23 protein-coding genes are annotated in these 24,766 nt (G+C 69.2%); 10 read left to right on the top strand and 13 right to left on the bottom strand.

Going from position 1 to position 24,766, the window contains the following annotated elements; all coding sequences use genetic code 11:
• Nucleotides 1-81: 81 nt before the first annotated feature.
• From FNH24_RS27430 to FNH24_RS27420, 3 genes are all read left to right on the top strand, one after another.
• Nucleotides 82-966, top strand: coding sequence for a LysR family transcriptional regulator (locus FNH24_RS27430; protein ID WP_152365410.1), 885 nt, complete (start codon nt 82-84; stop codon nt 964-966).
• A 137-nt stretch (nt 967-1,103) separates the two neighbouring features.
• Nucleotides 1,104-5,384: an ExeM/NucH family extracellular endonuclease gene (locus FNH24_RS27425; protein ID WP_161606340.1), complete on the top strand. Its 4,281-nt coding sequence runs from the start codon at nt 1,104-1,106 to the stop codon at nt 5,382-5,384.
• 49 nt (nt 5,385-5,433) lie between these two features.
• Nucleotides 5,434-6,549 carry a DUF4282 domain-containing protein gene (locus FNH24_RS27420; RefSeq protein ID WP_152365408.1) on the top strand — a complete coding sequence of 372 codons (1,116 nt, stop codon included), beginning with the start codon at nt 5,434-5,436 and terminating at the stop codon, nt 6,547-6,549.
• Nucleotides 6,550-6,600: 51 nt separating this feature from the next.
• Here FNH24_RS27420 and FNH24_RS27415 read toward each other — a convergent pair whose 3' ends face one another.
• From FNH24_RS27415 to FNH24_RS27405, 3 genes are read right to left on the bottom strand one after another with little or no spacing between them, the layout of a single operon-like run.
• Nucleotides 6,601-7,644 (bottom strand): LacI family DNA-binding transcriptional regulator, encoded by a 1,044-nt coding sequence (locus FNH24_RS27415; protein WP_152365407.1) that lies wholly within the window; start codon nt 7,642-7,644, stop codon nt 6,601-6,603.
• Nucleotides 7,645-7,667: 23 nt separating this feature from the next.
• Nucleotides 7,668-8,000: a hypothetical protein gene (locus FNH24_RS27410; RefSeq protein WP_152365406.1), complete on the bottom strand. Its 333-nt coding sequence runs from the start codon at nt 7,998-8,000 to the stop codon at nt 7,668-7,670.
• Between the two features lie 9 nt (nt 8,001-8,009).
• Nucleotides 8,010-8,969: a DUF6772 family protein gene (locus FNH24_RS27405; protein ID WP_152365405.1), complete on the bottom strand. Its 960-nt coding sequence runs from the start codon at nt 8,967-8,969 to the stop codon at nt 8,010-8,012.
• A 140-nt stretch (nt 8,970-9,109) separates the two neighbouring features.
• On the opposite strand from FNH24_RS27405, the gene FNH24_RS27400 reads away from it, so the two are divergent.
• From FNH24_RS27400 to FNH24_RS27380, 5 genes are read left to right on the top strand one after another with little or no spacing between them, the layout of a single operon-like run.
• On the top strand, nt 9,110-10,390 hold the full coding sequence (locus FNH24_RS27400; protein ID WP_217428569.1) for an MFS transporter: 1,281 nt from the start codon (nt 9,110-9,112) through the stop codon (nt 10,388-10,390).
• A 2-nt stretch (nt 10,391-10,392) separates the two neighbouring features.
• Nucleotides 10,393-11,322, top strand: a complete 930-nt coding sequence (locus FNH24_RS27395) for a DUF6772 family protein (RefSeq protein ID WP_152365403.1) — start codon at nt 10,393-10,395, stop codon at nt 11,320-11,322.
• Nucleotides 11,322-11,642 carry a hypothetical protein gene (locus tag FNH24_RS27390; RefSeq protein ID WP_152365402.1) on the top strand — a complete coding sequence of 107 codons (321 nt, stop codon included), beginning with the start codon at nt 11,322-11,324 and terminating at the stop codon, nt 11,640-11,642. Before FNH24_RS27395 ends, FNH24_RS27390 begins: the two co-directional genes overlap by 1 nt.
• Before the next feature lie 55 nt (nt 11,643-11,697).
• Complete coding sequence (locus tag FNH24_RS32740; RefSeq protein ID WP_152365401.1) at nt 11,698-11,937, top strand: FitA-like ribbon-helix-helix domain-containing protein; 240 nt, start codon at nt 11,698-11,700, stop codon at nt 11,935-11,937.
• On the top strand, nt 11,934-12,368 hold the full coding sequence (locus FNH24_RS27380; protein WP_152365400.1) for a type II toxin-antitoxin system VapC family toxin: 435 nt from the start codon (nt 11,934-11,936) through the stop codon (nt 12,366-12,368). The genes FNH24_RS32740 and FNH24_RS27380 overlap by 4 nt, the downstream gene beginning before the upstream one ends.
• Here the strand turns inward: FNH24_RS27380 and FNH24_RS27375 are convergent.
• From FNH24_RS27375 to pdhA, 3 genes are read right to left on the bottom strand one after another with little or no spacing between them, the layout of a single operon-like run.
• Complete coding sequence (locus tag FNH24_RS27375; RefSeq protein WP_152365399.1) at nt 12,362-13,810, bottom strand: dihydrolipoamide acetyltransferase family protein; 1,449 nt, start codon at nt 13,808-13,810, stop codon at nt 12,362-12,364. The genes FNH24_RS27380 and FNH24_RS27375 overlap by 7 nt on opposite strands.
• A 15-nt stretch (nt 13,811-13,825) precedes the next feature.
• Nucleotides 13,826-14,803 carry an alpha-ketoacid dehydrogenase subunit beta gene (locus tag FNH24_RS27370; protein ID WP_152365398.1) on the bottom strand — a complete coding sequence of 326 codons (978 nt, stop codon included), beginning with the start codon at nt 14,801-14,803 and terminating at the stop codon, nt 13,826-13,828.
• Complete coding sequence (pdhA, locus tag FNH24_RS27365; protein WP_246187094.1) at nt 14,800-15,924, bottom strand: pyruvate dehydrogenase (acetyl-transferring) E1 component subunit alpha; 1,125 nt, start codon at nt 15,922-15,924, stop codon at nt 14,800-14,802. Before pdhA ends, FNH24_RS27370 begins: the two co-directional genes overlap by 4 nt.
• Nucleotides 15,925-16,333: 409 nt before the next feature.
• On the opposite strand from pdhA, the gene FNH24_RS27360 reads away from it, so the two are divergent.
• Complete coding sequence (locus FNH24_RS27360; protein ID WP_152365396.1) at nt 16,334-17,119, top strand: endonuclease I family protein; 786 nt, start codon at nt 16,334-16,336, stop codon at nt 17,117-17,119.
• Nucleotides 17,120-17,141: 22 nt separating this feature from the next.
• On the opposite strand, the gene FNH24_RS27355 is transcribed toward FNH24_RS27360, so the two are convergent.
• Nucleotides 17,142-17,684 carry a CGNR zinc finger domain-containing protein gene (locus FNH24_RS27355; protein WP_152365395.1) on the bottom strand — a complete coding sequence of 181 codons (543 nt, stop codon included), beginning with the start codon at nt 17,682-17,684 and terminating at the stop codon, nt 17,142-17,144.
• An 82-nt stretch (nt 17,685-17,766) separates the two neighbouring features.
• Here FNH24_RS27355 and FNH24_RS27350 point away from each other — a divergent pair, with 82 nt between their 5' ends.
• The gene (locus FNH24_RS27350; RefSeq protein WP_152365394.1) at nt 17,767-18,786 is read left to right on the top strand and encodes an EamA family transporter; all 1,020 of its coding nucleotides are present in this window, start codon (nt 17,767-17,769) and stop codon (nt 18,784-18,786) included.
• On the opposite strand, the gene FNH24_RS27345 is transcribed toward FNH24_RS27350, so the two are convergent.
• The 6 genes from FNH24_RS27345 to FNH24_RS27320 all read right to left on the bottom strand — a co-directional run bounded on the left by FNH24_RS27345 (nt 18,744) and on the right by FNH24_RS27320 (nt 24,761).
• Nucleotides 18,744-19,091: a hypothetical protein gene (locus tag FNH24_RS27345; RefSeq protein ID WP_152365393.1), complete on the bottom strand. Its 348-nt coding sequence runs from the start codon at nt 19,089-19,091 to the stop codon at nt 18,744-18,746. The two genes, FNH24_RS27350 and FNH24_RS27345, sit on opposite strands and share 43 nt — an antisense overlap.
• 53 nt (nt 19,092-19,144) lie before the next feature.
• Nucleotides 19,145-19,780 (bottom strand): nucleotidyltransferase domain-containing protein, encoded by a 636-nt coding sequence (locus tag FNH24_RS27340; protein WP_152365392.1) that lies wholly within the window; start codon nt 19,778-19,780, stop codon nt 19,145-19,147.
• A 93-nt stretch (nt 19,781-19,873) separates the two neighbouring features.
• The gene (locus FNH24_RS27335; protein ID WP_217428568.1) at nt 19,874-21,091 is read right to left on the bottom strand and encodes a metal-dependent hydrolase family protein; all 1,218 of its coding nucleotides are present in this window, start codon (nt 21,089-21,091) and stop codon (nt 19,874-19,876) included.
• Between the two features lie 54 nt (nt 21,092-21,145).
• A complete protein-coding gene (locus tag FNH24_RS27330) occupies nt 21,146-22,825 on the bottom strand; it encodes a dipeptide ABC transporter ATP-binding protein (protein WP_152365391.1) in 1,680 nt (559 codons plus the stop codon).
• Entirely contained in the window at nt 22,825-23,733 is a 909-nt protein-coding gene (locus FNH24_RS27325; RefSeq protein WP_152365390.1) for an ABC transporter permease, read from the bottom strand. The genes FNH24_RS27330 and FNH24_RS27325 overlap by 1 nt, the downstream gene beginning before the upstream one ends.
• Nucleotides 23,730-24,761 carry an ABC transporter permease gene (locus FNH24_RS27320; RefSeq protein WP_152365389.1) on the bottom strand — a complete coding sequence of 344 codons (1,032 nt, stop codon included), beginning with the start codon at nt 24,759-24,761 and terminating at the stop codon, nt 23,730-23,732. Before FNH24_RS27320 ends, FNH24_RS27325 begins: the two co-directional genes overlap by 4 nt.
• Between the last annotated feature and the right edge of the window lie 5 nt (nt 24,762-24,766).

The raw sequence follows: 24,766 nt of genomic DNA, 5'->3' as shown, positions 1-24,766 counted from the left end.
CGACGTTAGGGAGGCGGCATCCATGGCGTCCAAGACCAGTTCGGAGACTGATTCATAACCACCGGGCCATAAGATGGACTGATGGATCTGCTCGCCCTGCGCTACTTCCAGGCTGTGGCCCGGACGGAGCACGTCAGCCGCGCCGCCGACCAGCTCCGGATCGCCCAACCCGCCCTGAGCCGGGTGCTCAAGCGGCTGGAGTCCGACCTCGGCGTCCGGCTGTTCGACCGCCGGGGCCGCAATCTCCGACTGAACTCCTTCGGCGCAACCTTCCTGCGCCGGGTCGATCGCGCGCTGGCCGAACTGGACGACGGGCGCCGCGAGCTCGCGGACGCGGTCGGTCTCGAGCACGGGCGGGTGTCCATCGCGACGGAGACGCTACGCAGGCTGACCCCGATGCTCACGGCGTTCCTGACCGATCACCCGGAGATCGACGTGCGGCTGGCCGAGGCCGCACCGGCCGCGATGGTCCGGCAGCTTCGGGACGGCACCCTGGACCTCGCCTTCGCCTCCCAGCCGCTCACCGACCCGGAGCTGCGGTCCCGGGCCCTGCTGCGCGAGGAGGTCCTGCTCGCCCTGCCCGCCACGCATCGGCTGGCATCCCGGGACCGGGTCGCCGTGGCCGAGCTGGCCGGCGAGCGGCTGATCGTGAACCGGCCGGGCCATTGGCTCCGGGTGCTGACCGACCGGCTGCTCGTCGACGCCGGGGTCGAGGCCGACATCGTCTGCGAGTGCGACGAGCCGACCGTGATGGTCGACCTGATCGACGCCGGGCTGGGGATCGGGCTGGCCCCCGCGATGGCCCGGGCGGCGGAGCCACGGGTGTCGGCCGTGGCCGTACGGCTGGATCATCCGGACAGTTTCCGGACGCTGTCCGTCGTCTGGCGCGAGGACGCCTACGTCTCGCCGGCGAGACGAGAGCTCTTGGAACACGCGGTCCGGTTCTTCCGCGCAGCGACGGCGTGATGCCCGGCGGGCGGCAAATGACGGCTGGGCGAATTTCCCCGGATCGGGTTGCGAAGCCGGCCGGACCGCGAGAGGTTGTCCCAGGGAATGCCCGCCCACCCTCGCTGCGGCGGGCCTGGTCGCTCGGAGGAGCTTCAGTGCTGTCAGGTCACTACTCTCGTGCCCGAATCACCCTCTCGTCCCTGCTCGCCGTGGCGCTCGCACTCGGCCTGCTGCTGATCAGTCCGCCGCCCGCCGGCGCGGCCGAGCCGGTGTCCATCGCCGACATCCAGGGCACGGGAGCCGAGACCCCGCTGAAGGGGCAGGTCGTGCAGACCGAGCCGGCGGTGGTCACCGCGGTCTATCCGAAGGACGACCGTGGCTTCAACGGCTTCGTCATCCAGGCACCGGGCAGCGGCGGCGAGGACAAGGATCCGGCCGCCGGCTCCGACGCGATCTTCGTCTACACCGGCAACGTGACGTTCCGGGCGGTCGAGGTCGGCGACCAGGTCCAGGTGACCGGCACCGCCGGCGAATACCAGGGGCTGACCCAGCTCGCGATCGCCGCCGCGCGCGACGTCAAGGTGGTCCCGCGGCCGAACCTGGCCGATCCGGAGCCGATCACCACGGCCTGGGCCGACACGGCCGCGCAGCGCGAGAACTACGAGTCGATGCTGTACGCGAGCGACGAGGACTTCCTGGTCAGCGACACCTACCCACTGCTCCCGTACGGCGAGCTCGGCCTGGCCGCCGGCGGCGAACTGCCGGTGCAGCCGACCGACGCCGGCCGGCCCGGCTCGGCCGAGGCCGCCGCGCAGGCAGCCACCAACCGGGCCATCCAGGTCAACCTCGACGACGGCACCAACCGGCAGTTCGGCTCCGACGACACGCTGCCCTATCTCAAGACCGGCGAGGGCGTCACCGTCGGCGACACGCTGCGCCTCAGCGCCCCGGTGATCATCGACTGGCGCAACGGCAAGTGGAAGTTCAACCCGGTCGGGCCGATCGCGGCCGGCGATGAGGTGGCCGAGATCGATCCGGCCGCGACCCCGGACGCGCCGCAGGTCGGCGGCGACTTCACGATCGCGTCGTTCAACGTGCTCAACTACTTCACCACCACCGGCGAGGGACGGGCCGACTGCGAGGGCAACGAGCCGGCCGGCTCCGACGGACCCAACGTCACCTTCGACTGCGACGTCCGCGGCGCCTGGGACGCCGAGGATCTGCAGCGGCAGCAGGCCAAGATCGTCACCGCGATCAACGAACTCGACGCCTCGGTCACCGGCCTGATGGAGATCGAGAACTCGGCCCGGCTCGGCGAGGACGCCGACGAGGCGACGAAGACCCTGGTGGCCGCCCTGAACGAGGCCGCCGGGTCGGAGAAGTGGGCGTTCGTCCCCTCCTCCGATCAGCTGCAGCCGACCGACCAGCAGGACTTCATCACCAACGCGATCATCTATCAGCCGGCCGAGGTCGAGCTGAACGGCAAGGCGTACGCGCTCGGCTCCGCGGCCGGTGACGGCGGGGCGTTCGCCAATGCCCGGACTCCGATCGCGGCCAGCTTCACCGCAGCGGGAGGCGGCGAGCCGACCCTTGTCGTGGTCAACCACTTCAAGTCCAAGAGCAGCGGCTCCGACGCGACCGGCGACAACGCCGACTCCGGCGATGGTCAGGGCGCCTTCAACGGCGACCGGACCCGGCAGGCCACGGCGCTGGTGGAATGGCTGCCCGAGTTGCAGCAGGCGGCGAACACCGAGTCCGTCGCGCTGATCGGCGACTTCAACTCCTACACCCGCGAGGACCCGCTGCAGCGGCTGGCCGCCGCGGGCTTCGAGGAGGCCGCGCCGGCCGATCAGTATTCGTACAACTTCTCCGGTCTGGCCGGGTCGTTGGACCACATCTTGATCAACTCGGCGCTGGCCGAGCGCAAGTCCGAGGCCGCCGTCTGGAACATCAACGCCGGCGAATCGGCGGCGCTGGAATACTCCACCTTCGGCGCCACGGCGATCGACTACTACGACGACGACGCCCGGCGCTCCAGTGATCATGATCCGGTGATCATGGGCCTGGCCGCGGGTGCCGAGGGGCCGGCCGAGCTGACCCTGCTGAACATCAACGACTTCCACGGCCGGATCGCCGCGGAGTCGCCGAACACCGTCGCGGTGTTCGGCACCATCGAGCAGCAGCGCGAGCAGGCCGGCGAGGACAACACGCTGTTCCTGTCCGCCGGCGACAACATCGGCGCCTCACTGTTCGCCTCCTCGATCCAGCAGGACAACCCGACGATCGACGTGCTGAACGCGGCCGAGCTGGCCGCCTCGGCGGTCGGCAACCACGAGTTCGACAAAGGCTTCGCCGACCTGACCGGCCGGGTCGACGACCGGGCCGACTGGGACTACCTCGGTGCGAACGTCTATCAGCGGGGCACCAAGACTCCAGCGCTGCCGGAGTACGCGACGTTCGAGAAGGCGGGCCGCACCGTCGCCGTGATCGGTACGGTCACGGCCGAGACCCGTTCGCTGGTCTCGCCCGATGGCATCGCCGACCTCGACTTCGGGGATCCGGTGGACGCGGTCAATCGGGTCGCGCAGCAGCTGTCCGACGGCGACGAGGCCAACGGCGAGGCCGACGTGATCATCGCCGAATACCACGAGGGTGCGGTCGAGGGTGAGCCCAACGGCACCCTGGCCGACGAGGTGTCCAAGGGCGGCATGTTCGCCAAGATCGTCAACCAGACCTCGGCCGCGGTCGACGCGATCTTCACCGGTCACACCCACCAGGCCTACGCCTGGGACGGCCCGATCCCCGGGGTGCAGGGCAAGACCCGGCCGATCCTGCAGGCCGAGTCCTACGGTGCCCTGCTGGGCAAGGTGACGCTGCGCTTCGACGAGTCGGGGGCGGTCGCTTCGTACACGGTGGAGAACCTGGCGATCACCGAGACGCCGAACGAGGAGTTGATCAACACCTACCCGCGGGTCAAGAAGATCTCCGAGATCGTCGCCGACGCGCTGGCCAAGGCCGACGAGCTCGGCAGCGTGGTGATCGGCGAGGCCACGGCTCCGATCACCCGGGGCACGGTCGCCACCGACGACGGGACGCTCGAGGACCGGGCCGCCGAGTCGACGATCAGCGACCTGGTCGCCAACATGTTCCGGGAGCAGTTGTCCGACCCCCAGCGCGGCGGCGCCCAGATCGGCATCCAGAACCCGGGCGGCAACCGGGAGGATCTCGACGCCGGAGAGATCACCTACTCCGACGCGGCGGCCGTGCTGCCGTTCGCGAACACGCTGGTCACGCTGGATCTGACCGGCGCCCAGTTCAAGACGCTGCTCGAGCAGCAGTGGCAGACCAACGCCGACGGTTCGCCGTTCACCGGGTCCCGGCCGTATCTGCAGCTCGGCGTGTCCGACAACGTCAGCTACACCTATGACGCGTCGCAGGCCCAGGGCGAGCGGATCACGTCGATCATGATCGACGGCCAGCCGTACGACCCGGCGGCGACCTATCGGATCGGCACGGCCAGCTTCCTCGCGGCGGGCGGCGACAACTTCCACGTGCTCGCCGATGCCGCCGACAAGCGTGACTCGGGGCTGATCGATCTCGACTCCTGGACCGAGTTCGTGAAGGCGGCCTCGCCGCTCAGCCCGTCCTATGCGAAGCGGGCGGTCGCCGCGGCGCCGATCCCGAGCGAACTCGCGGTCGGTGAGGCGTACGAACTGCAGGTCGGCAGCACCGAGCGGACCACCGGCGGCCCGCTCAACACGATCGACTTCAGCGGCGCGGAGGCTCCGGCCAACACGGCGCTGACGGCCAAGATCGGTGATCAAACCGTCGGCACTGCCACCGTCACCGACGGCGCCGCGACGCTGACGATCGAGGTGCCGGCCGGCGTGCCGGCGGGTCCGGCGACGCTGGTGATCACTGCGGCTCCGACCGAGACCACGATCACCCTGCCGGTGACGATCACCGGCGGCGGATCGGAGCCGGCGGACGAGCCCAAGATCACGGTACGACCGGGACAGGCGGCGCCGGGTGATCAGATCGAGGTCGAGGCCACCGGCTTCGAGGCCGGATCGACCGTGCCGGTCACATTGCATTCCGAGCCGATGGAGCTGGGGATGCTGGCGATCGACGCGGACGGCGCCGGCAGCCTGACCGCCGTCATTCCGGCGGACACCGCGCCGGGCGAGCACAAGATCGTCGCAGGGTCCGGCGACTTCCAGGCCACGGTGACGATCGTGATCACCGCCGCCGGGAGCGGACCGGGCGTTGACGACGGTCAGTCGCCGAACCCCGGCGACGACGACGGAGCACTGCCGAACACCGGCTCAAACATCGGTCTCGCGCTGTTGATCATCGCCGGGATCGCCGTGCTCGGCGGTGCCGCACTGGTGATCACTTCGGTGGTCCGTCGGCGTCAGTCGGCCGGCGACTCGTAGGCCGCGCCGGTCCTAGCCCTTCGGCGACAACTAGGAGATAGTGGGAGGCATGTCACAACAGCCAGGAGATCCGTCCGAGCGCGGTCAGTCCGAGTCCACGCCGGCCAACGATCCGAGCCAGGCCTTCGGCCAGCCGACGCCGAGCCGGCCGGAGGGCGCGGATCAGGGCGAGCCGCATCCCGCTCGGGCCTACGAGTCGGCGAGCTCGGCCTCGGATCCGGACGCCACGGTGCTGTCCCCGCCGCCCGGATCCGGCCAGCCCGGGACTCCCGGCGCCACGTCGCAGCCGAGCGCCCCGAGCCAGGACCCGTGGGGATCTCCGACCGGCTCGCCCAGTTCCGGACCGGCGCCCGAGGCGGGGTCGCAGTCCAGTGCGCCGAGCCAAGCGCCTTGGGGATCGCCGGCCGGCTCCCCGACGTCCGGTCCCGCGCCGGAGGCGAGCTCGCAGCCCAGCGCCGCGGGTCAGCAGTCCTGGGGTTCCCCGACCGGGTCGCCGGCCTCCAGTTCCGTGCCGGAGGAGACCCAGCAGCTCGGCGCGCCCGGCCAGTTCGGCTGGGGCAATCAACAGCAGCAGCAACCGCCGCAGCAGCAGTACGGCGCGCCGCAGGGTCAGCAGCAGTACGGGCAGCAGCAGTACGGCCAGCCGCAGCCCCAGTACGGCCAGGCCCAGCAGTACGGCGGCGCCCAGCAGCAGCAGCCCCAGCAGTATGGGCAGCAGCAACAGCAGTACGGCGGTGATCAACAGCAGTACGGCCAGCAGCCGGGTCAGCAGCAGTACGGCTATCAGCCGCCGCAACAGGGCGGCCTGCAGAAGCCGGCCGACGCGAATCCGATCTCGGCGATCTTCGACCTGTCGTTCTCCAAGTACGCGACGCCCGGCATCGCCAAGATCGTCTTCCTGGCGGGCATCGTGGTCGGCGTCCTCTACTGGATCATGTCGATCGTCGGCGGCTTCACGATCGGCGCGGTCGGGGCCGGAATCACCGGCGACAGCAATCCGGTGCTCGGCATCCTGGCCTTGATCTTCGGCTGGATCCCGGTGTTGTTCTGGATCGCGATCCTCCGGGTCGGGCTCGAGGCGGCCGTGGCCAACGTCCGCACCGCGACGGACATCCGCGTGGTCCGGGAGAAGCTCGCCGACGAAGACGACGACTCCGCCTCCTGATCAACCTCAGCAACGCCGCGGCCCGACTCCGGGTCGCGGCGTTGTGCCGTCTCAGCCCGCGGCGACGCTGGACCGGCGGATGATCAACTCCGGCTTGAGCTGCCGCCGGACCGGGGCCCCGGCATCGCCCCCGATCCGTTTCAGCAGCAGGGATACGGCCAGTTCGCCGATCAGCCTGGTGGGGATCCGGACCGAGGTGAGCGCGGGGTTCAGCCACGGCGAGTAGGCATGATCACCGTAGCCGACCAGCCGCACCTGATCGGGCACCCGGAGACCGCGTTCGGTCAGCGCCGCCAGGGCGCCGAGCGCGAAATGATCATCGCCGGCGACGATCGCGTCGAACGGCTGCTGGCGGTCCAGCAGCGTCAGGCAGGCACGATGAGCCTCGGTGGCCCGCCACCGCGGCTCGGCCGTCTCGAACCGCCGGGTAGGCACCAAGATCGTTTCCCCGGCCGCGTCCGGCACCTCGGCCATGGCCCGCGCGTACCCTTCCCGCCGATTGCCGATCGTGCTGATCGCCAGGTCCTCCTCGAACTGGACGATCCGGCGACAGCCCTGGGCGAGCAGATGCCTGACCGCGGCGTAGCTGCCGGCGACGTTGTCGGCCGTGACGAAGTCGCAGGGCAGCTCCGGCACCTCCCGGGAGGCCACGACCAGCGGCACGCCCGCGGCCAGCACGTCCGCCCACGGCTCGGGCCGGCCCTGGACCGGGATCACGATCGCCCCGGCGAGATCGCTGTCGACGATCCGGCGGGCGATCTGCTGCTCCTCCCGCTCGCTCTCCTCGGTGGTGAAGATGTCCAGCGAGTAGCCCGCCGACCGGGCGCCGGCCTCGATCGCGCCGATCAGCTCGGCGGAGAACGTGTGCGTCGCCGACGGAATCGTCACCGCGACGGTCCGGGAGCGCGGCTCCGGCCGGCCCGGCTGGCCCGACTCGGGGACGGGCAGGTAGCCGGTCCGCCGGGCCTCGTCCAGCACCAGCGAGCGGGTCCGGTCGCTGACGCCGTCCTTCCCGGCCAGTGCGCGGGAGACCGTGTTGGTGGACAGGCCGAGGCCCGCAGCAAGATCACCCAGGGTGGTACGCCGGCCCGTCATCTGTCTCCCTTCTCGGCTGAGGATTATTCCTTGAGGGCAAGGTAGACGCGAATCAGCGGCGGCGTCGTGCCGCCGGATCGGCGCACCTCGAGCCGCAGCCAGTGGCCGAAGTCGCTCAGCGGGATGGTGATCAGTCCGTCGCCGGCCACGGTCACCGGCAACGCCTCGTGCTCGACCCAGGCCAGCCCGTCGGGCGAGACCTGCGGGGTGATCGTGATCTCCGCCGTGGGATCGGGCTGCAGGAACTGGACGAACCAGCGCGCCTCGCCGGCCCAGGCGGTCTCGAACGGCTCGGTCAGTAGTTGATCATGGAGCTCGGCGCCGCGCTCCAGCACGGCCGTCTGTGATTCACGCATAGTTGTTGCTCACCAATCCGCGGAGATGACGAGGGAGTCGAGGAAGAGGAAGTTGCGCTTGCCCGAGAGCGTACGGACGGAGAAGTAGAAGTTGAGCAGGTTCTCCAGCGAGCCGTAGCGATCTTCATACGGCGGCACCGGCACGTCGCGCCAGTCCATCACCCGGTCGTTCAGCTGCACCTCGACGTTGCTCCGGGTCTCGGTGTTGATCAAGAACCGCAGGTAGTGCCAATTGACCTTCGTCGGCACCTCGTTGACGCACAACTCCTGCGGCTCACCGAAGACCTGCCAGTCGTCCGGATCGGGCGCGGTGAAGTCGGCGGCGTACGGGAAGTCGACCCGACCCTGATGATGATCACGCGGCGTCGGCTCCGGCACGGTCGGATACATCCACTGCCGCAGCAACCGGCCGTCGGCGTCGGCGTTCTGGTAGCGGGCCACGTTGTGATAGCGCAGGCCGCCGTCGCCGCACAGGTCGGTGGCCACCGTGAACGCGCCGAACTGCGCCTCCGACGGATGCTGGTTGCCGTCCCAGGCCATGTCGCCGAACGCGTTCTCGGCCTCGTCGCCGCCGACCGTCGCCTCGGTCTTGAACGCCAGGTAGGCCTCGATCTGCAGCAGCCCGCGACCGCTCATGGTCAGCCGCCGGATCGCGGTCGCCGTGTGCCCGGGGTGCGGCCGGGTGGCCAGCTTCATCGCGTAGGTGCCGGACATCGCGCCGTGCGTGCCGACGTCGAAGAAGTCGCAGGAGGAGAGCTGCGGCGGCCGGAAGTCCCGGAAGTGCCGGTCCAGCGAGGCGTAGTCGCCGGTGCCGTTGTAGTTGCCGCCGAGCTCGACCCAGCCGTGCAGGCCGGTGTTGAAGTCGTCGTGACACAGGATCCGGGCGAGCGGGTTGAACCGGGACAGCGCCGGATCCGCGCTGCGGAAGGCCTGCCGGAGGGTCGCCACATCCACTGAGGAGGAACTCATGCCGTCACGTTACATCACGTTATAGAAGTGTAGAAATATTGACTTCCGTTCGAAATGAGTCGTACGTTGAGCCGCGAAGCTCACCCAGGACGAGGAAGGCAGCGATGGCGGCCCGGACCAGACGCATCAAGTTCCCGACGATGGCGGCGACAGTCGGCACCGCCCTGGAGTGGTACGACTTCTCGCTCTACGGCACGGCCGCCGCGCTGGTGCTGCCCAAGGTCTTCTTCCCCAGCCAGGATCCGACGGTCGGCGTGCTGTCCTCCCTCGCCACCTTCGCCGTCGGCTTCTTCGCCCGGCCGATCGGCGGCGTGATCATCGGCATCCTCGGCGACAGGTTCGGCCGCCGGCAGATGCTGTTGGTGACGCTGCTGCTGATGTCGGTCTCGTCGCTGCTGATCGGCTGTCTGCCGTCCTACGCCTCGATCGGCCTGCTGGCCCCGGTGCTGCTGGTCGCGCTGCGGGTGCTGCAGGGCCTCGGCGCCGGCGGTGAGTACGCCGGCGCGATGCTGCTCTCCGCCGAACACGCGCCGCCGAAGCACCGCGGCCTGAACGCCTCGATCGCCAGCGTCGGCAACGCGGTCGGCTCGGTGGTGGCGACCGCCGTCTTCTTCGGGGTGCAGGCGCTGATGTCGGAGGAGGCGTTCCTCAGCTGGGGTTGGCGGGTCCCGTTCCTGCTCAGCATCGGGGTCGCGATCGCCGGCGTGCTGATCCGGCTCCGGGTCACCGACAGCCCCGAGTTCACCGGCGCGGTCGCCGAGCACGGCGTCGCTCGGTCCCGGTTCACCGACATGTTCCGGCTCGGCGGATCGCGGATCCCGCTGGCGATGCTGATGAGCATCGCGCCCAACGTGCTCAGCTACCTGCCTTCGGTGTACGCGCTCAGCTACCTGGCCACCTCGGTCGGCGCCCAGTCCTGGGTCGGTCTGGTCGGCATCATCATCGCCAACCTGCTCAAGGTGATCACCATCCCCACCGCGGGCTGGCTGTCCGACCGGTTCGGCGGCAAGCCGATCATGATCATCGGCTCGCTGGCCGGCGCGGTGCTGTTCTTCCCGTTCTTCTTCATGCTCGACACCGGCACCCCGGTGATCATCTGGGCCGCGCTGGTGATGATCTTCACCCTGTGCTGCGACATGACGCTGGCGTCGCAGGCGGCGATGATGTCGAGCCTGTTCCCGGTCCGGGTGCGCTACACCTCGGTGACGTTCAGCCGGGAGATCACCGGCGCCCTGATCGGCGGCACCCTGCCGTTCCTGGCGGCCACCCTGACCGGCTCCCTCGGTGGCGCCCCGTGGCTGGTCTGCATCTACTGTGCCGTGCTGTGCCTGATCTGCGCGGCCGGCACCGCGAAGCTCCCCCGGGTCGGGCCCGGCACGGACGATCCGGCCGTCACGTCCACCGTCACCAGCCTGAGGTGATCATGACCGCCCCCGCCTACTCCGGCTACTTCGAACCGCTGCCACGGATCCTGGCCGCCGACGACTTCGATCACGGTCCGTCCGGCTGGCTCGATCTGCGGCCGAACTTCGTCCGGCCCGGCTTCGCCGTGCACGACGACACCGTCGACCTGCAGCACTGGGGTTCGGTGATGATCAGCAGCGCGACGTTCCCGTTCGCCGGCAGTCACGGGTCGGCCACCGGGATCTACTCGCTGAAGCTGGCCACCCGCGGCGCCGCGGCCGCGGCGGATCAGCCGCCGGCCGGCGGCAGCATGAGCCTGGCGATCAAGCGGCTGTCCCGGCCGGCCGAGGCGCGGCTGCTCCGGGTCGAGGGCCTGTTCGCGTACACGACGGATCAAGACCGGCCCGGTTTCGCCATCGACGCGATGCGCGCGTTCGGCCTGATGATCGATCTGCAGGACGATGATCACCGGTTCATGCCCGGCGTCCGGTACGTCAACGCGGCCGACGGCGAACCGGTCCGGCGCTGGCAGTTCTACTCCCGCACCGACGCCGACGATCGGGCCTGGAACTACGGCCGGCCCGGCTGGCACCGCGCCGGCATCGACCCGCAGTGGTTCGGGATCCGAGAGCCGGACGGAAGCACGGCGGCGACCACCTGGCTCGACGCGGACCCGCAGCCGTTGATCTACAACGAGACCGACGACAAGATCAACTGGATGCCGCTGTCGCTGACCATCGACCTGGCCGAGCGCCGCTACGCCGGCTTCCGCTGCGGCCCGCGGAGCTACACCTTTCCGCCCGGCGCTGGGCCGACGCTGGCCGACCCGTACGCCAACATCGGCCAGTTGATCAATCCGGTCTTCTTCGTCGAGGCCGACACCGACCGCCGGGTCAACCTCTACCTGGACTCGGTGCTGATCTCCTATGCCCGGGAAGGTGATCACTGATGCGAACCTTCGCCACCAGCGTCACCGACCTCCGGCAGGAGTTCACCGGCGACTTCGACACCTTCCCGTACGAATGCGGCTGGGCCGACGAGGCCATCTACTTCATCACCGCCGAGGACCAGACCCCCGCCGACGCCCGGATCGACCTCCGGGTCCAGCTCAGCGCCGACGGCATCCGCTGGCTCGACGAGGGCACCACCCTTTCCCTGACCGGCCCCGGCGCCACCTTCGCCCGCCTCACCCACTTCGGCGGCTTCCTCCGCCTAGCCGGCACCACCACCCGCTGCACCCTCACCATCCGCCTCGTCCTCAAGGGCTGAACCCCCGCGTGATATCAACAAAGCTAGACTGATATCAGATGAGGGGTGGTGGGTCATGGCTGCCATAACAGTGCGAAACCTGTCCGAAGAGACGCATCGTGCCCTCAAGGCGCGGGCGGCCAGTCATCACCGGAGCACCGAAGCGGAGGTCAGGGCGATCCTGGAGAGCGCGGTGGCGCCCTCGGATCGGGTGCACCTTGGATCGGTGCTCCTTCGGATCGGGCAAGAGGCGGGTGGCGTTGAGCTCGACGATCTCCGAGATCCGCGGGCGAGCGAACCACCCACCTTCGAATGATCATCCTCGACACCAACGTCCTCTCGGAGCCCCTACGACCCGAGCCGCATCCGGCCGTTGCTGATTGGCTGAACCAGCAGGTGCTCGAGACGCTCTTCCTGACCACCATCACCGTCGCCGAATTGCGCTTCGACATCGCGGCGCTGCCTCAAGGAAGGCGCCGAAGCACACTGGCCGACCGATTCGAGCAGGAGGTCATGCCGATGTTCGCCGGGCGACTCCTTTCATTCGACGAGCCGTCGACCGTGCACTATGCCAGGTTGCGCGCGTACGCCCGCGCCAGAGGGCATGCGATCGCCACCACGGACGGGTACATCGCCGCCATCGCTGCTACCCACGACTTCGGGGTGGCCACGCGCGACGTGGCCCCGTTCGCTGCCGCCGGGCTCCAGGTGATCAACCCGTTCGATCGCACCGGTCGACCTCAGTAGAGCAGCGCCTGGGTGGGGTCGGAGAGGAGGGTGGCGACGTTGCCGAGGAAAGTGGAGCCTTGCTGGCCGTCGACCAGGCGGTGGTCGAAGGAGACGGCGAGGGTGGTCACCCAGCGGGGCTCGATGCGTTCCTCGGCACCCGAACCGACGACCCAGGGGCGGCGCTGGATCGCTCCCATGCAAAGGATCCCGGCCTCCCCGGGGTTGAGGATCGGGGTGCCGGCGTCGATCCCGAAGACGCCGATGTTGGTGATCGTGAACGTACCGCCGCTGGTGTCGGCCGGCTGCGTCTTGCCCTCCTTGGCGACCTTCACCAGCTGATCGATCCGGTGCGCCAGGGTGACCAGATCATCGGCGTGGGCGCCCTTGAGGTTGGGCACCAGCAGCCCGCGCGGGGTGGCCGCGGCGATGCCGAGGTTGACGCCGCGGCGGAGCACGATCTCCTGGTTGGCCTCGTCCCAGGTCGAATGCATCTCGGGCGTCCGGCCCAGCGCGAGCAGGACGGCCTTGGCCACCAGGACCAGCGGGGTCCAGCGGACCTCACCAAGATCACGCCGCTGCTTCAGCCGATCCAGCAGCTCCATCGTCGCGGTCACGTCGCAGGTGACGAACTCGCTCACATGCGGCGCCGTGAACGCCGACGAGGTCACCGCCACGGCCGTCGCCTTGCGCACCCCCTTGATCGGGATCCGCTCCTCAGTGATCGGCGTGCCGATTCCGTCGTAGTTGGCCACCCCGACGAATCGGGCTTGCCCTTCGACAGGCTCAGGGAACGATGTCGCCGGCTCAGGGGACGATGGGGCCTGGGCGGCCTGTTCGACGTCGGCGCGGGTGATCACGCCGCCGTCGCCGGTGCCGGTGATCGTGGCCAGGTCGAGGCCGAGATCCTTGGCCAGCTTGCGAACCGGGGGCTTGGCCAGCACGGCGCCGCCGATCGGCGCGGGCTCGGCCGGGGCCGGGCCGGGGGCGGGCAGCGGATCGCCGCTGGGCTCGGCGCGGTCCGGCTGCAGCGGGGCCTGCTCGTCGGCGCGCCGGGACACCGGGACGTCGGTGTCGAACGCCGCGGCCAGTTGATCATGGGCCTGGACCGGGCCCTGCTCGGCCGACGCGGCGCCGGCCTTTCGCGGCCGGCGCAGGGTGGCGGACTTCTTCGGTCCGGTGCCGACCAGGTTGGCCATCGGCTTGTCGTCGTCGTCCGCGTCGCCGCTGCCGTCGTCGATGCTGACGATCGGAGTGCCGACGTCGATCAGCTGCCCCTCGGGCACCAACAGTTCCTTGATCGTTCCCTCGAACGGGCTGGGCAGCTCGACCAGGGACTTGCTGGTCTCCACCTCGACCAGGATGTCGTTGATCTTGACCTGATCACCCGGCTTGACCCGCCAGGTGACGATCTCGGCCTCGACCAGGCCTTCGCCGGGATCGGGCAGCAGGAAGTTCTTCATGAAGCAGCCACCTCCTCAGTAGGCCAGGGAACGGTCGACAGCATCGAGGATCCGATCAAGATCGGGCAGATAGTCCTCCTCCACCCGGCTGGGCGGATAGGGCATGTCGTAGCCGCCGATCCTGATCACCGGAGCCTCCAGCGAATAGAAGCACTGCTCGGTGATCCGGGCCGAGATCTCCGACCCGACGCCCAGATTGAGCGGGGCCTCCTGCACGGTGATCAACCGGCCGGTCCGCTGCACGGACTCGACGGTGCTGGAGAGGTCGAGCGGAGCGATGGTGCGGAGATCGATCACTTCAAGATCACGGCCCTCCTCGGCGGCGGCCGCGGCGGCGTCCAGGCAGACGTTCACCATCGTCCCGTACGCCACCAGGGTGGCATCGCGCCCCGGCCGGACCACCTGCGCGGAGTGCAGCGGCGGCGGGCTGGCCTTCTCGTCGACCTCGACGCCCTTCTCGTGATAGCGCCGCTTCGGCTCGAGGAAGATCACCGGGTCGTCCGAGGCGACCGCCTGCTGGATCATCCAGTAGCCGTCGATCGGGTTGGAGCAGGTCACCACCTTCAGCCCCGGCGTGTGCGCGAAGTAGGCCTCCGGCGACTCGCTGTGGTGCTCGACCGAGCCGATGCCGCCGCCGTACGGAATCCTGATCACGATCGGCATCTTCAGCCGGCCGCCGGACCGGTAGTGCAGCCGGGCCACCTGGCTGACGATCTGGTCGAAGGCGGGGAAGACGAACCCGTCGAACTGGATCTCGCAGACCGGCCGATAGCCGCGCAGCGCCATCCCGACCGCGGTGCCGATGATGCCGGCCTCGGCCAGCGGCGAGTCGATCACCCTGTGCTCGCCGAAGTCTTTTTGCAGTCCTTCGGTGACGCGGAACACGCCGCCGAGCTTGCCGATGTCCTCCCCGGCCAGCACCACCTGCGGGTCGGCCTCGAGGGTGCGGCGCAGGCCGGCGTTCAACGCCTTGGCCATGCTCATCCTGGTCATGCCTGCCCCCCGTCGGCCGCCTCGGCGAACGAGGCCTGGTATTCCTGGAAACCGGCGCGCTGCTCGTTCAGGTAGGGCGTGGTGTCGGCGTAGACCTGATCGAACAGCTCGGCCAGCTCCGGGTCGGGCATCGTCAGGCAGAGCCGGCGCAGCTCGGTCGCGACCCGCTGCGCCTCCTCGTCGACAGCCTCGAAGAACTCATGATCAACAACGCCGGATCGGGTCAGGTAGGCGCGGACCCGTTCGATCGGATCCTTCAGCCGCCAGTGCTCGACCTCGGCGCTGAGCCGATACTTGGACGGGTCGTCGGCGGTGGTGTGCGCGCCCATCCGATAGGTGTAGGCCTCGATGAAGGTCGGCCCGTTGCCGGAGCGGGCCCGTTCCAGCGCCTCGGCAGTGACCGCCTGGACCGCCAGCACGTCGTTGCCGTCCACTCGTACGCCCGGAAAGCCGAAGCCGGCAGCCCTGCGATACAAGGGAATCCGGGACTGACGCTCCATCGGCTCGGAGATCGCCCACTGGTTGTTCTGGCAGAAGAAGACGACCGGAGCGTTGTAGGAGCTGGCGAAGACCATGGCCTCGCTGACGTCGCCCTGACTGGTGGCGCCGTCGCCCAGGTAGGCGATCACCGCCGTGTCCCGGGACGGATCGCCGGTGCCGACGTGGCCGTCGCGCTCGACGCCCATGGCGTAACCGACGGCGTGCAGGGTCTGCGCGCCGATCACGATCGTGTACAGGTGGAACCGGGTCTGCACCGTGTCCCAGGAACCAAGATCAACTCCGCGGAACATGGCCAGCAGCTTGGCCGGTTCGACGCCCAGGCACCAGGCGACGCCGTGCTCGCGGTAGGTCGGGAAGACGAAGTCCTGATCGTTCATCGCGCGGCCGGAGCCGATCTGGGCGGCTTCCTGGCCCAGGCAGGAGGCCCAGAGGCTGAGCTCGCCCTGCCGCTGCAGGGCTGTGGCCTCGGTGTCGATCTTCCGGGTGATCACCATGTCGCGGTAATAGCCCTTGATCATTTCGTCATCGCCGGTGAAGGCGTAACGGGGATGACTGATCCGCGCACCCTCTGGAGTCAGGAGCTGGACCAGCTCGACGTCGGCGTCGCTGACCTCGGTCACTCGTACATCCTCTCGTCGGGACACGTCGGTATCCGTGCTTGCCGGCACCCGGTCGCGGGATGGCCGTGTCCGGGTGAACTTGAGGGGTTCCGCGGCCGCGGAACCGGGTCGCCGATCTTGCTGGGTGTGGCGTCGATCGCGACCGTGCCCACAACGTACATCGTGGTCAGCGCGTCGGTGAAAACTACTCTGATGTCCTAGGAGGGTGGTGTTAAACAGTGGTCGTTGCGAGCGGCGTCCAGGTGCGTGCTGGACAAGGCGGAGGAGGGAGGCGTAGCGGTGTTCTACGTCGACCGACGACAACGCCGTCCAGTGCGTGCCTGGACGTCGCTCGCGGCGGCCACCGTTTAACACCGCCCTCCTGCACGAAGGGCTGGCGTGTCGGCCCGGGATCTGTCGAGACTGCGGTATGGACCACACCATGCGGAGTGCCCTGGTTGTCATCCTCGCTACTTTCGCCGGCCTCGTCGCGCCGGCCCTGTCACCACCTGTTCAAGCCCAGGCGGCGGAGCCTGACGGCTACTACGACGCGGCCGACGGCCTGACCGGCGTGGCCCTGAAGTCCGCGCTGCACGACATCATCGATGGCAACACCCAACTGTCCTACGACCAGGTCTGGGATGCCCTGAAGCGCACCGACGAGGATCCGGCTAACGCGAACAACGTGATCGAGCTCTACTCCCGGCGCTCGGTGCCGAAATCGTCCAACGGCGGCGATCCGGACGACTGGAACCGGGAGCACACCTGGGCCAAGAGCCACGGCGACTTCGGCACCTCGCCCGGACCGGGGACCGACATCCACCATCTGCGGCCGGCCGACGTCTCGGTCAACGCCGACCGCGGCAACCTCGACTTCGACCTCGGCGGCTCGGCGGTCGACGAGTGCGCCGGCTGCCGCCGCGACGGCGATTCGTTCGAGCCGCCGGACGTGGTGAAGGGCGACGTGGCGCGGATGCTGTTCTATATGGCCGTCCGGTACGAGGGGGACGACGGCAGGGCCGATCTCGAGCTCAACGACGAGGTCGGCAACGGCTCCGCACCCTTCCACGGCCGGATCTCGGTGCTACTCACCTGGAACGACGCCGATCCGGTGTCGGCTGCGGAAACCCGGCGCAACGACCTCGTCTACGCCGACTACCAGCACAACCGGAATCCGTTCATCGATCACCCGGAGTGGGCCGACGCCATCTGGTGAGGTCGGGGTTTCGAGCTAGGCCCTAGCCCCGCTGGCGGGCTCGGTAGGCGGTGACGTGCATCCGGTTGGCACAACCGCCGTCGCAGAAGCGTTTGGACCGGTTCTTGGACAGGTCGACCAGCACGTCGGCACAGTCGGTCGCGCCGCAGGTCTTCATTCGAGCCCACTCGTCGGTCCGGATCAGGTCGAGGAAGGCCATCGCGGTCTCGGCGGCGATCCGGTGCTCCAGCGGCTGATCGTCCCTGGTCAGATGCAGATGCCAGTCCAGCTCGTCGTGCCGGGAGAGGTACGGGCGCGCGTCGGCCTCAACCAGCAGTTCGTTCACCAGGGCGGCCGCCTCGTCGCGGTCGGGCACGTCCCAGAAGCGGCGCAGTCGCGGCCGCAGCGCGCGCACCCGGGTCAGCTCGGCGACGGTGCCGAGGATCTCGCCGGAGTAGCCCTCCGAAGCCAGGAACTCGTCCAGTTGGGCACGCTCGGTCAGCAGGTCGCCGCTGGTCGGGCTGTCGCTGTTCACCAGCCGGGCGGCGGCGCGCAGAATCGTCTCCGTGTCATGGGCAAAAATCATCTTGACTCCTGACATTCGGCCCAACTAGTGTCACTGCCATAGCTCAGTTTTACCCCTTACATTGATCCAGGGTAGGCGCCCCATGTCCACCACCGAAGCACGTCCGGTCGAGCCCCGCCTGCACGGCTCGCGGTCCGCGCTGCCGTTGGCGCTGTTTTCCGCGATGGCGTTCGGCCTCTCCGGCTCGCTGGCCAAGCCGCTGCTGGAGACCGGCTGGTCGCCGGCGGCGATCGTCGCGGTCCGGATCGGCGGCGCGTTCCTGGTGCTGCTGCTGCCCTGCCTGCTACTGCTCCGCCGGTACGGCCGGCCGACCGGGCGCCAGGGGCTGCGGATGATCGCGTACGGGACGACGGCGATGGCGCTGGCCCAGCTCTGCTATTTCAGCGCCGTGCAGTACGTCTCGGTCGGCGTCGCGCTGCTGCTGGAGTATTCGGCGCCGGTGCTGCTGATCGGCTGGCACTGGGCCCGGACGCGGACCCGGCCGGCGCCGCGCCGGTTCGTCGGCGCCGGGCTAGCGATCCTGGGACTGATCTTCGTGCTCGACGTCTTCCGCGGGGCCACGGTGCATCCGCTCGGCCTGCTCTGGGGACTCGGCGCCGCCGTCTGCCTGTGCTGCTACTTCATCCTCGGCGACGAGGGCGCCGGCGGCACGCCCGTGCCGCCGCTGATGATGACCACAGTCGGCACCGGCGTCGGCGCGGCCATGATCATGGCCGCCGGTGGTCTCGGCGTGCTGCCGATGACCGCGAACACCGCTCCGGTGAGCCTGCCGGCCGCCGACCTGCCGTGGTGGGTCCCGGCGCTGCTGCTGGTGTTGATCACCGCGGTCGCCGCCTACCTGACCGGCATCGTCGCGGTCCGCCGGCTGGGTGGCTCGGTCGCCTCCTTCGTCGCATTGACCGAGGTGATCTTCGCAGTGATCTTCGCCGCCGTGCTGCTGGCCGACCGACTGAGTCCGTCCCAGTTGATCGGCGGCGCTCTGGTCATCGCCGGAATCGCCACCGTGCAAGGATTTCGCTGGCCCCATCGACGATCGTCGTCGATATGGCCGGGCTCAGCTCAGCCAAGATCGCGGGCCGCGGCCAAGAGCAACTCTGATTGACGCCTGGCCGTGATGACGTGCTGACGAGCCAGACTGAACGGTTGGTAGCCGGCAGCGGTCTTCAAGGCCAGCAAGCGTGCAAGGGCGTTGCCCAAGTTCTTGTCGACCTTGTTCAGCAAGGCAACTGCGGCTTTGTGATCCTCACCCCGCGAATACTCGCCTAGCCGCGCACAGCACAGGACGTCGGCGGCCGCGATCCCGCTGTGGACGCACAGAGTGACGTACGCGTTGTTCACGGTGCCCTCACCCGGCTCCCCCGTGAACTCCTCGATTAGCTCCGCAGCCAGCGAGAACTGCTGGGCCACTCGCATCCGGCCCTGTCGATCAGCCGCATCGCAGCTCCTGGTTCTCCCGCTCATCATTCGACCCTCAGTTTGCCTACGGCCGTGGACAACCAGGATGCGCCGCCGTAGAGGCCTACCCCTTCCCGGACGATGCTGGCGACGGCGGCAGTGTCTCCCGCTGCACGGACCTCCGACTCGAGCATCACGAAGACGTTCACGGGATTCCCCGTCCACCGAGTGATCGTGGCCTCGAGGCCCCGGACCCACGCCTCCCATGTCCCGTCGTCGCCCTCATCCGAGTGAGGCCCATCGACCCGGACCAGGAAGACATCGATGTCGCTGGTCCGGTGCATGTCCCCACGCACCACAGAGCCGAACAACGCTGCGTAGACCAAGCCGGCGGCAGGCGCCAACGTCTCCCTGAGACGCCCAATCAGGGTCTGCCGGATCGACGCGATCGCCACGATCGACGGAGCCGCCAGGTGCTCCCGGTTGAGTCGGTATCGAAGCGAGCTGGCTACCTTCTCCTCGTCGAGGATCCCGGTGCCGGCCAGGCGCGCCAACACCCGGCGCACCTGATCCCTGCTTCGCACCCCGGACAGCCGCCACACCTGGGCGATCGTGAACCAGCTTTCGGCACCCGCCAGCACTTCCAAGACCGGGCCTTCAGTTGCGGTGGTGATGACTTCGAAGGGGTGCTGTAGCAGCACGTGTCAACCTCCCAAACTCGACTGCCATAATATCAGCAGAACTGCTGATTTTCCAGCCAATCTGCTGACATAACAGCAGCTGGTCCTTCAGACTCAGGCGTCAGTGGCGGCGACAATCCGGCCGCCCTGGATCACGGTTTCGACCCGGGATTCGGCGAGGACCCCGAGGTCGACGAGCGGGTCGCGATCAAGGATCAGTAGGTCGCCGTACGCGCCGGGGGCGATCACGCCCAGCTCGCCGGGGCGCTGGAGCAGGTCGGCGCCGATCACGGTGGCCGATCTGATCACGTCGATCGGCGGCTGCACCTCGGCCCGGATCGAGAACTCGCGCGCCTGGTGCCGCTGCATCCCGCCGAGCAGATCGGTGCCGTACGCCAGCGGCACGCCGCCGCGGACGGCGAGCTCGAGTCCGCGCAGCCCGGCGTCGAGCACGTCGGCGACCTTGGCCCAGCTGTCCTGGCTGAGGCCATGCTCGGTCCCTTCGCGGTGCAGCGCCCAGTAGGTGACCAGGGTCGGCACCAGGTAGGCGTCATGATCACGAAAGAGCGCTATCGAGCTCTCGTCCAGCAGATTGCCGTGCTCGATGCACCGCACTCCGGCCTCGAGCGCTCGGTTGATCGCCCGCGCGGTGTAGGCGTGGGCGGTGACGTAACGGTTCGCCGCCTCGGCCTCGTCGACGATCGCCCGCAGCTCCTCGATCGAATACTGCACCGAGTCGACCCGGTCGGTCGGTGAGGCCACCCCGCCGGAGGCCATGATCTTGAGATGGTGCGCGCCGCGGCGCAGCTCGTCCCGGGCCGCGACCCGGACCCCGTCGACGCCGTCGGCCAGCCGGGACAGTCCGGCGCAGCAGGGATGCGGGTCGTGGACGTGACCGCCGCGCGGCCGCGGATCGCCGTGCCCACCCGTCTGGCTCAGCGCCTTGCCGCCGAAGAACAGCCGCGGCCCGCGGAACAGTCCCTCTGCTTGGGCGTCATGCAGGCCGAAGTCGGCGCCGGCGACGTCGCGGACCGTGGTGAAGCCGCGGTCCAGCATGGCGCCCATCAGCCCGGCCGCCCGGTGCGCGACGTAACTCGGCGACCAGGTGCTGAGCGAGCCGAGATCGGCGGTCGCCGCGATCACGTGCACGTGGGCGTCGATCAGTCCGGGGATCAGGAATCGCCCGCGGGCATCGATCGTCGAGACGTCGGGGGCACGGAGCCCGGGGCCGACCTCGACGACCCGGCCGTCGGCGATCCGGACGTCGGCCTCGGCATAGTCGCCGGCGACCACGTCCAGCACGGCGCCGTTGGTGATCAACAGGTCGGCCATGATCAACGCCTTTCCATCAGCTCGGCTCCGGTGCGGGCTCGCGGCGACCGGTGATCATCGACCGCTCTCGGCCTCGCCCAACTTCGACGGCACGACGCTGAGCAGGGTCCGGGTGTAGTCGTGCTGCGGCTCGAGCAGCACCTGCTCCACCGGGCCGGACTCGACGATCCGGCCCTGGTGCATCACCAGCACCCGGTCGGCGATGTTCCAGGCCAGCCCGAGATCGTGGGTGATCACCAACGCGCCGAGTCCGAGATCGCGCTTCAGCCGCAACAGCAGGGCCAGGATCTCACCGCGGACCGAGGCATCCAGGCTGGCCACCGGTTCGTCGGCGACCAGGTAGGACGGCTCCAGCGCCAGCGCGCCGGCGATCACCACCCGTTGCCGTTGGCCGCCGGACAGCTCCTGCGGGATCGCCGACAGGTAGCGCTGCGGCGGCGTCAGCTCGGCCTGGGTCAGCGCCGTCGCCACCCGGTCCCGCTCGTCGCCCGGCAGCCGGTGGATCCGGATTCCCTCCGCGACCGCCTCGTACACGCTGTGCTTGGGGTTGAGCGAGGCACTCGGGTCCTGCAGCACGAACTGCACCGTGCGCCGGTACGCCTTCAGCCCGGCCCGGTCGGTCGGCATCGGCTTGCCCGCGTACGAGATCCGGCCGGAGGTCGGCTGCTGCAGGCCCAAGATCGTCCGCGCCAGCGTCGTCTTCCCCGAACCGGACTGCCCGACCAGGGCGACGATCTCCCCCGCGTGGCACTCCATCGACACATGATCAACCGCCCGCGTCTGCCGTCCCCGAGCACGGAAATCAACCACCAGGTCCGCAACCTCCAACACCGGCGCCGACTTGTCAGAACTGGGTTGTGCCCCGGGGCTCCTGGGTTCTGACAACTCGGCGGTGCGGCCGACCTTGAGCCGGGAGTTGGGGTCGCCGATCACCGGGAAGGCGGCGGCGAGCTCCTTGGTGTGCTGGTGTCGCGGCTCGGCGATCACCCGCGCCGCCGGGCCCTCTTCGACGATCTTGCCGTCCCGCATCACGACGATCCGTTCACACACGGCGGCCAGCACCGACAGGTCATGGCTGATCATCAGCAGGGTGAGCTTGCGGTCCCGGACCAGGCCGCTGAGCACCTCCAGCACCTGGGCCTGGATCACCACATCCAGCGCGGTGGTCGGCTCGTCGGCGATGATCACGTCCGGATCGCAAGCCAGCGCCATGGCGATCATCACCCGCTGCTTCTGCCCGCCGGACAGCTCGTGCGGATACGACTGCGCCCGGGCTGCCGGCAACTCGACCAGCGCCAGCAACTCCTGGACCCGGGCGTCGCGGGCCTGGGCCGACGACGTGCCGTGCAGTTCGAGGGCTTCGGCGATCTGGCGGCCGACGGTACGGACCGGGTTGAGCGAGTGCATCGCGCCCTGGAAGACGATCGACGCCTCGGTCCAGCGGACGGCCCGGAGCCGGCCCCACCGCATCGTCGTGATGTCCTCGCCGGCCAGCTCGATCGCGCCGGTGATCTCCGCGTTGCGCGGCAGCAGCCGCAGCACCGACAGGGCCAGGGTCGACTTGCCGCAGCCGGACTCCCCGGCGATGCCGACCGTCCCGCCCGGCTCGATCCGCAGCGAGACCCCGTCGACGGCGACGATCTCGCCTGAGGCGTCCCGCGCCGTCCGGTACGCGATCTTGACGTCCCGCCACTCCAGCGCGGGCCCGCCGCCACCATCCGGCTCGGCGGCCATCAACGGCTCCGCAGCGTCGGGTTGAAGACGGCTTCCAGGGCGCGGCCGACCAGGGTGAAGCAGAGCACCACGATCACGATGGCGACGCCGGGCGGGATCACGTACCACCAGTAGCCGGCGGTCGCGGCGCCGGTGTCCAGGGCGGTCTTCAGCATCGAGCCCCACGATACGGTGCCCGGATCGCCGAGGCCGAGGAAGCTCAGCGTCGACTCCGAGATCACCGCCGAGCCGACGGTCAGGGTCGTATTGGCCAGCACCAGTGGCAACACCGCCGGCAGCACGTGCTTGCCGAGGAGGTGGCCGTCTCCGGCCCCGAGCGCCTTGGCCCGCTCGATGTAGGGCCGGGCCTCGATGGTCAGGGTCTGCGACCGGACCACCCGCGCGGTGCCGGCCCAGCTGGTGACGCCGATCGCGATGATGATCGTCCAGACGCCGCGGCTGAGCACCGAGGACAGCACGATCGCCAGCACCAGGCCCGGGATGACCAGGAAGAAGTCGATGATCCGCATGATCACCGCCTGGAGGGCGCCGGTGAAGTGACCGGCCGCCATCCCGACCACGGTGCCGATGATCATGGACACCGCGGTTGCGGCGAAGCCGACCAGGAGCGAGATCCGGGACCCCCAGAGCAGCATGCCGAGCACGTCGCGGCCGGCCGGGTCGGTGCCGAGCAGGTGGGCCGCCGACGGTGGTTCGTTCTGGTCCGCGGTGATCTTGGTGACGTCGAGGGTCTCGATCGGGACCAGGATCGGCGTCAGCACCGCCAGGATGATCACCGCCAGCAGCAGCACCGCCCCGATCAGGCCGGAGCGGGTGCGAGCGAACTCGGCCCAGTTGCGCTTGGCCTGCTGCCGCCGGCGCTCGGCCGCCGCGTTGGTCCGCGGTCGCTCCTGCGTGGATTGACTCATGCCGCCTTCAATCTCGGGTCGAGGAGTCGGTAGACCAGCTCGGCGATCAGATTCATCACGATCACCAGCGCGGAGAAGACGACGAAGGTGCCCTGCAGCAGTGGCAGGTCTGGGGCGTCCAGACCCTTGAAGGTGAGGAAGCCGAGGCCCGGCCAGGAAAACACGGTCTCCACCGTCACCGCGCCGCCGATCAGTCCGCCGGCGGTGAGGAAGATCAACGTCACCGTCGGCAGCAGCGCGTTCGGCACGGCGTGCCGGGACCGCACCTTGTCCTCCGACAGGCCCTTGGCCCGGGCCGTGGTCAGGTAGTCCGACGTCATCTCCTCCAGCACCGACGCCCGCATCACCATCAGGTACTGGGCGTAGACGACGGCGACCATCGTGATCACCGGCAGCACCAGGTGCCAGGCCACGTCGACCGCGTAGGCCAGGCCGGTTGCGTCGGTGCCCGGCGTGACCATGCCGCCGGCCGGGAACAGCCGCAACCCACCACCGAAGATCAACAACAGCAGCAGACCGAGCCAGAAGGTCGGCACCGACCAGAAGATCAGCGCCAGCCCGGTCTGCCCCTTGTCGAACAGGCTGCCGCGCTTCCACGCCGCCCGCTGCCCGATCCAGAGGCCGAGCACGATCGACAACAGCGCCGCCGTGCCGGTCAACAACAGGGTCGCCGGCAGCCGATCGATGATCAACTCGCTGACCGGCCGGTTGTAGACGTAGGACCAGCCGAGATCACCGCGGAACAGGTCCCCGACGAAGTCGAAGAACTGGATGATCAACGGCTGGTCCAGCCCGAACTCGTGCCGGAGCCGCTCCACCTCCTCGGCGCTGACCCGGCGGCCCCGGGTCATGTTGATCGCCGGGTCGGAGCCGGGCAGGATCCGGAACGAGAAGAAGCCGAGCACGACCACCATCGCCAGGCTGATCAAGGCGCCGCCGGCCTTGACCAGCAGATAGCGCGGCAGGGTCGAGCCGCGCGGCGCCTCCTCCTCGGTGACCAGCGATTCGCCGGCCGGCGTGATGCTCATCGGGC

The organism is Microlunatus speluncae (assembly GCF_009299835.1).
Classification (GTDB): domain Bacteria; phylum Actinomycetota; class Actinomycetes; order Propionibacteriales; family Propionibacteriaceae; genus Microlunatus; species Microlunatus speluncae.
Note: the sequence above shows the minus strand (reverse complement) of the source record. Positions and strands in the feature narration are given on the sequence as shown.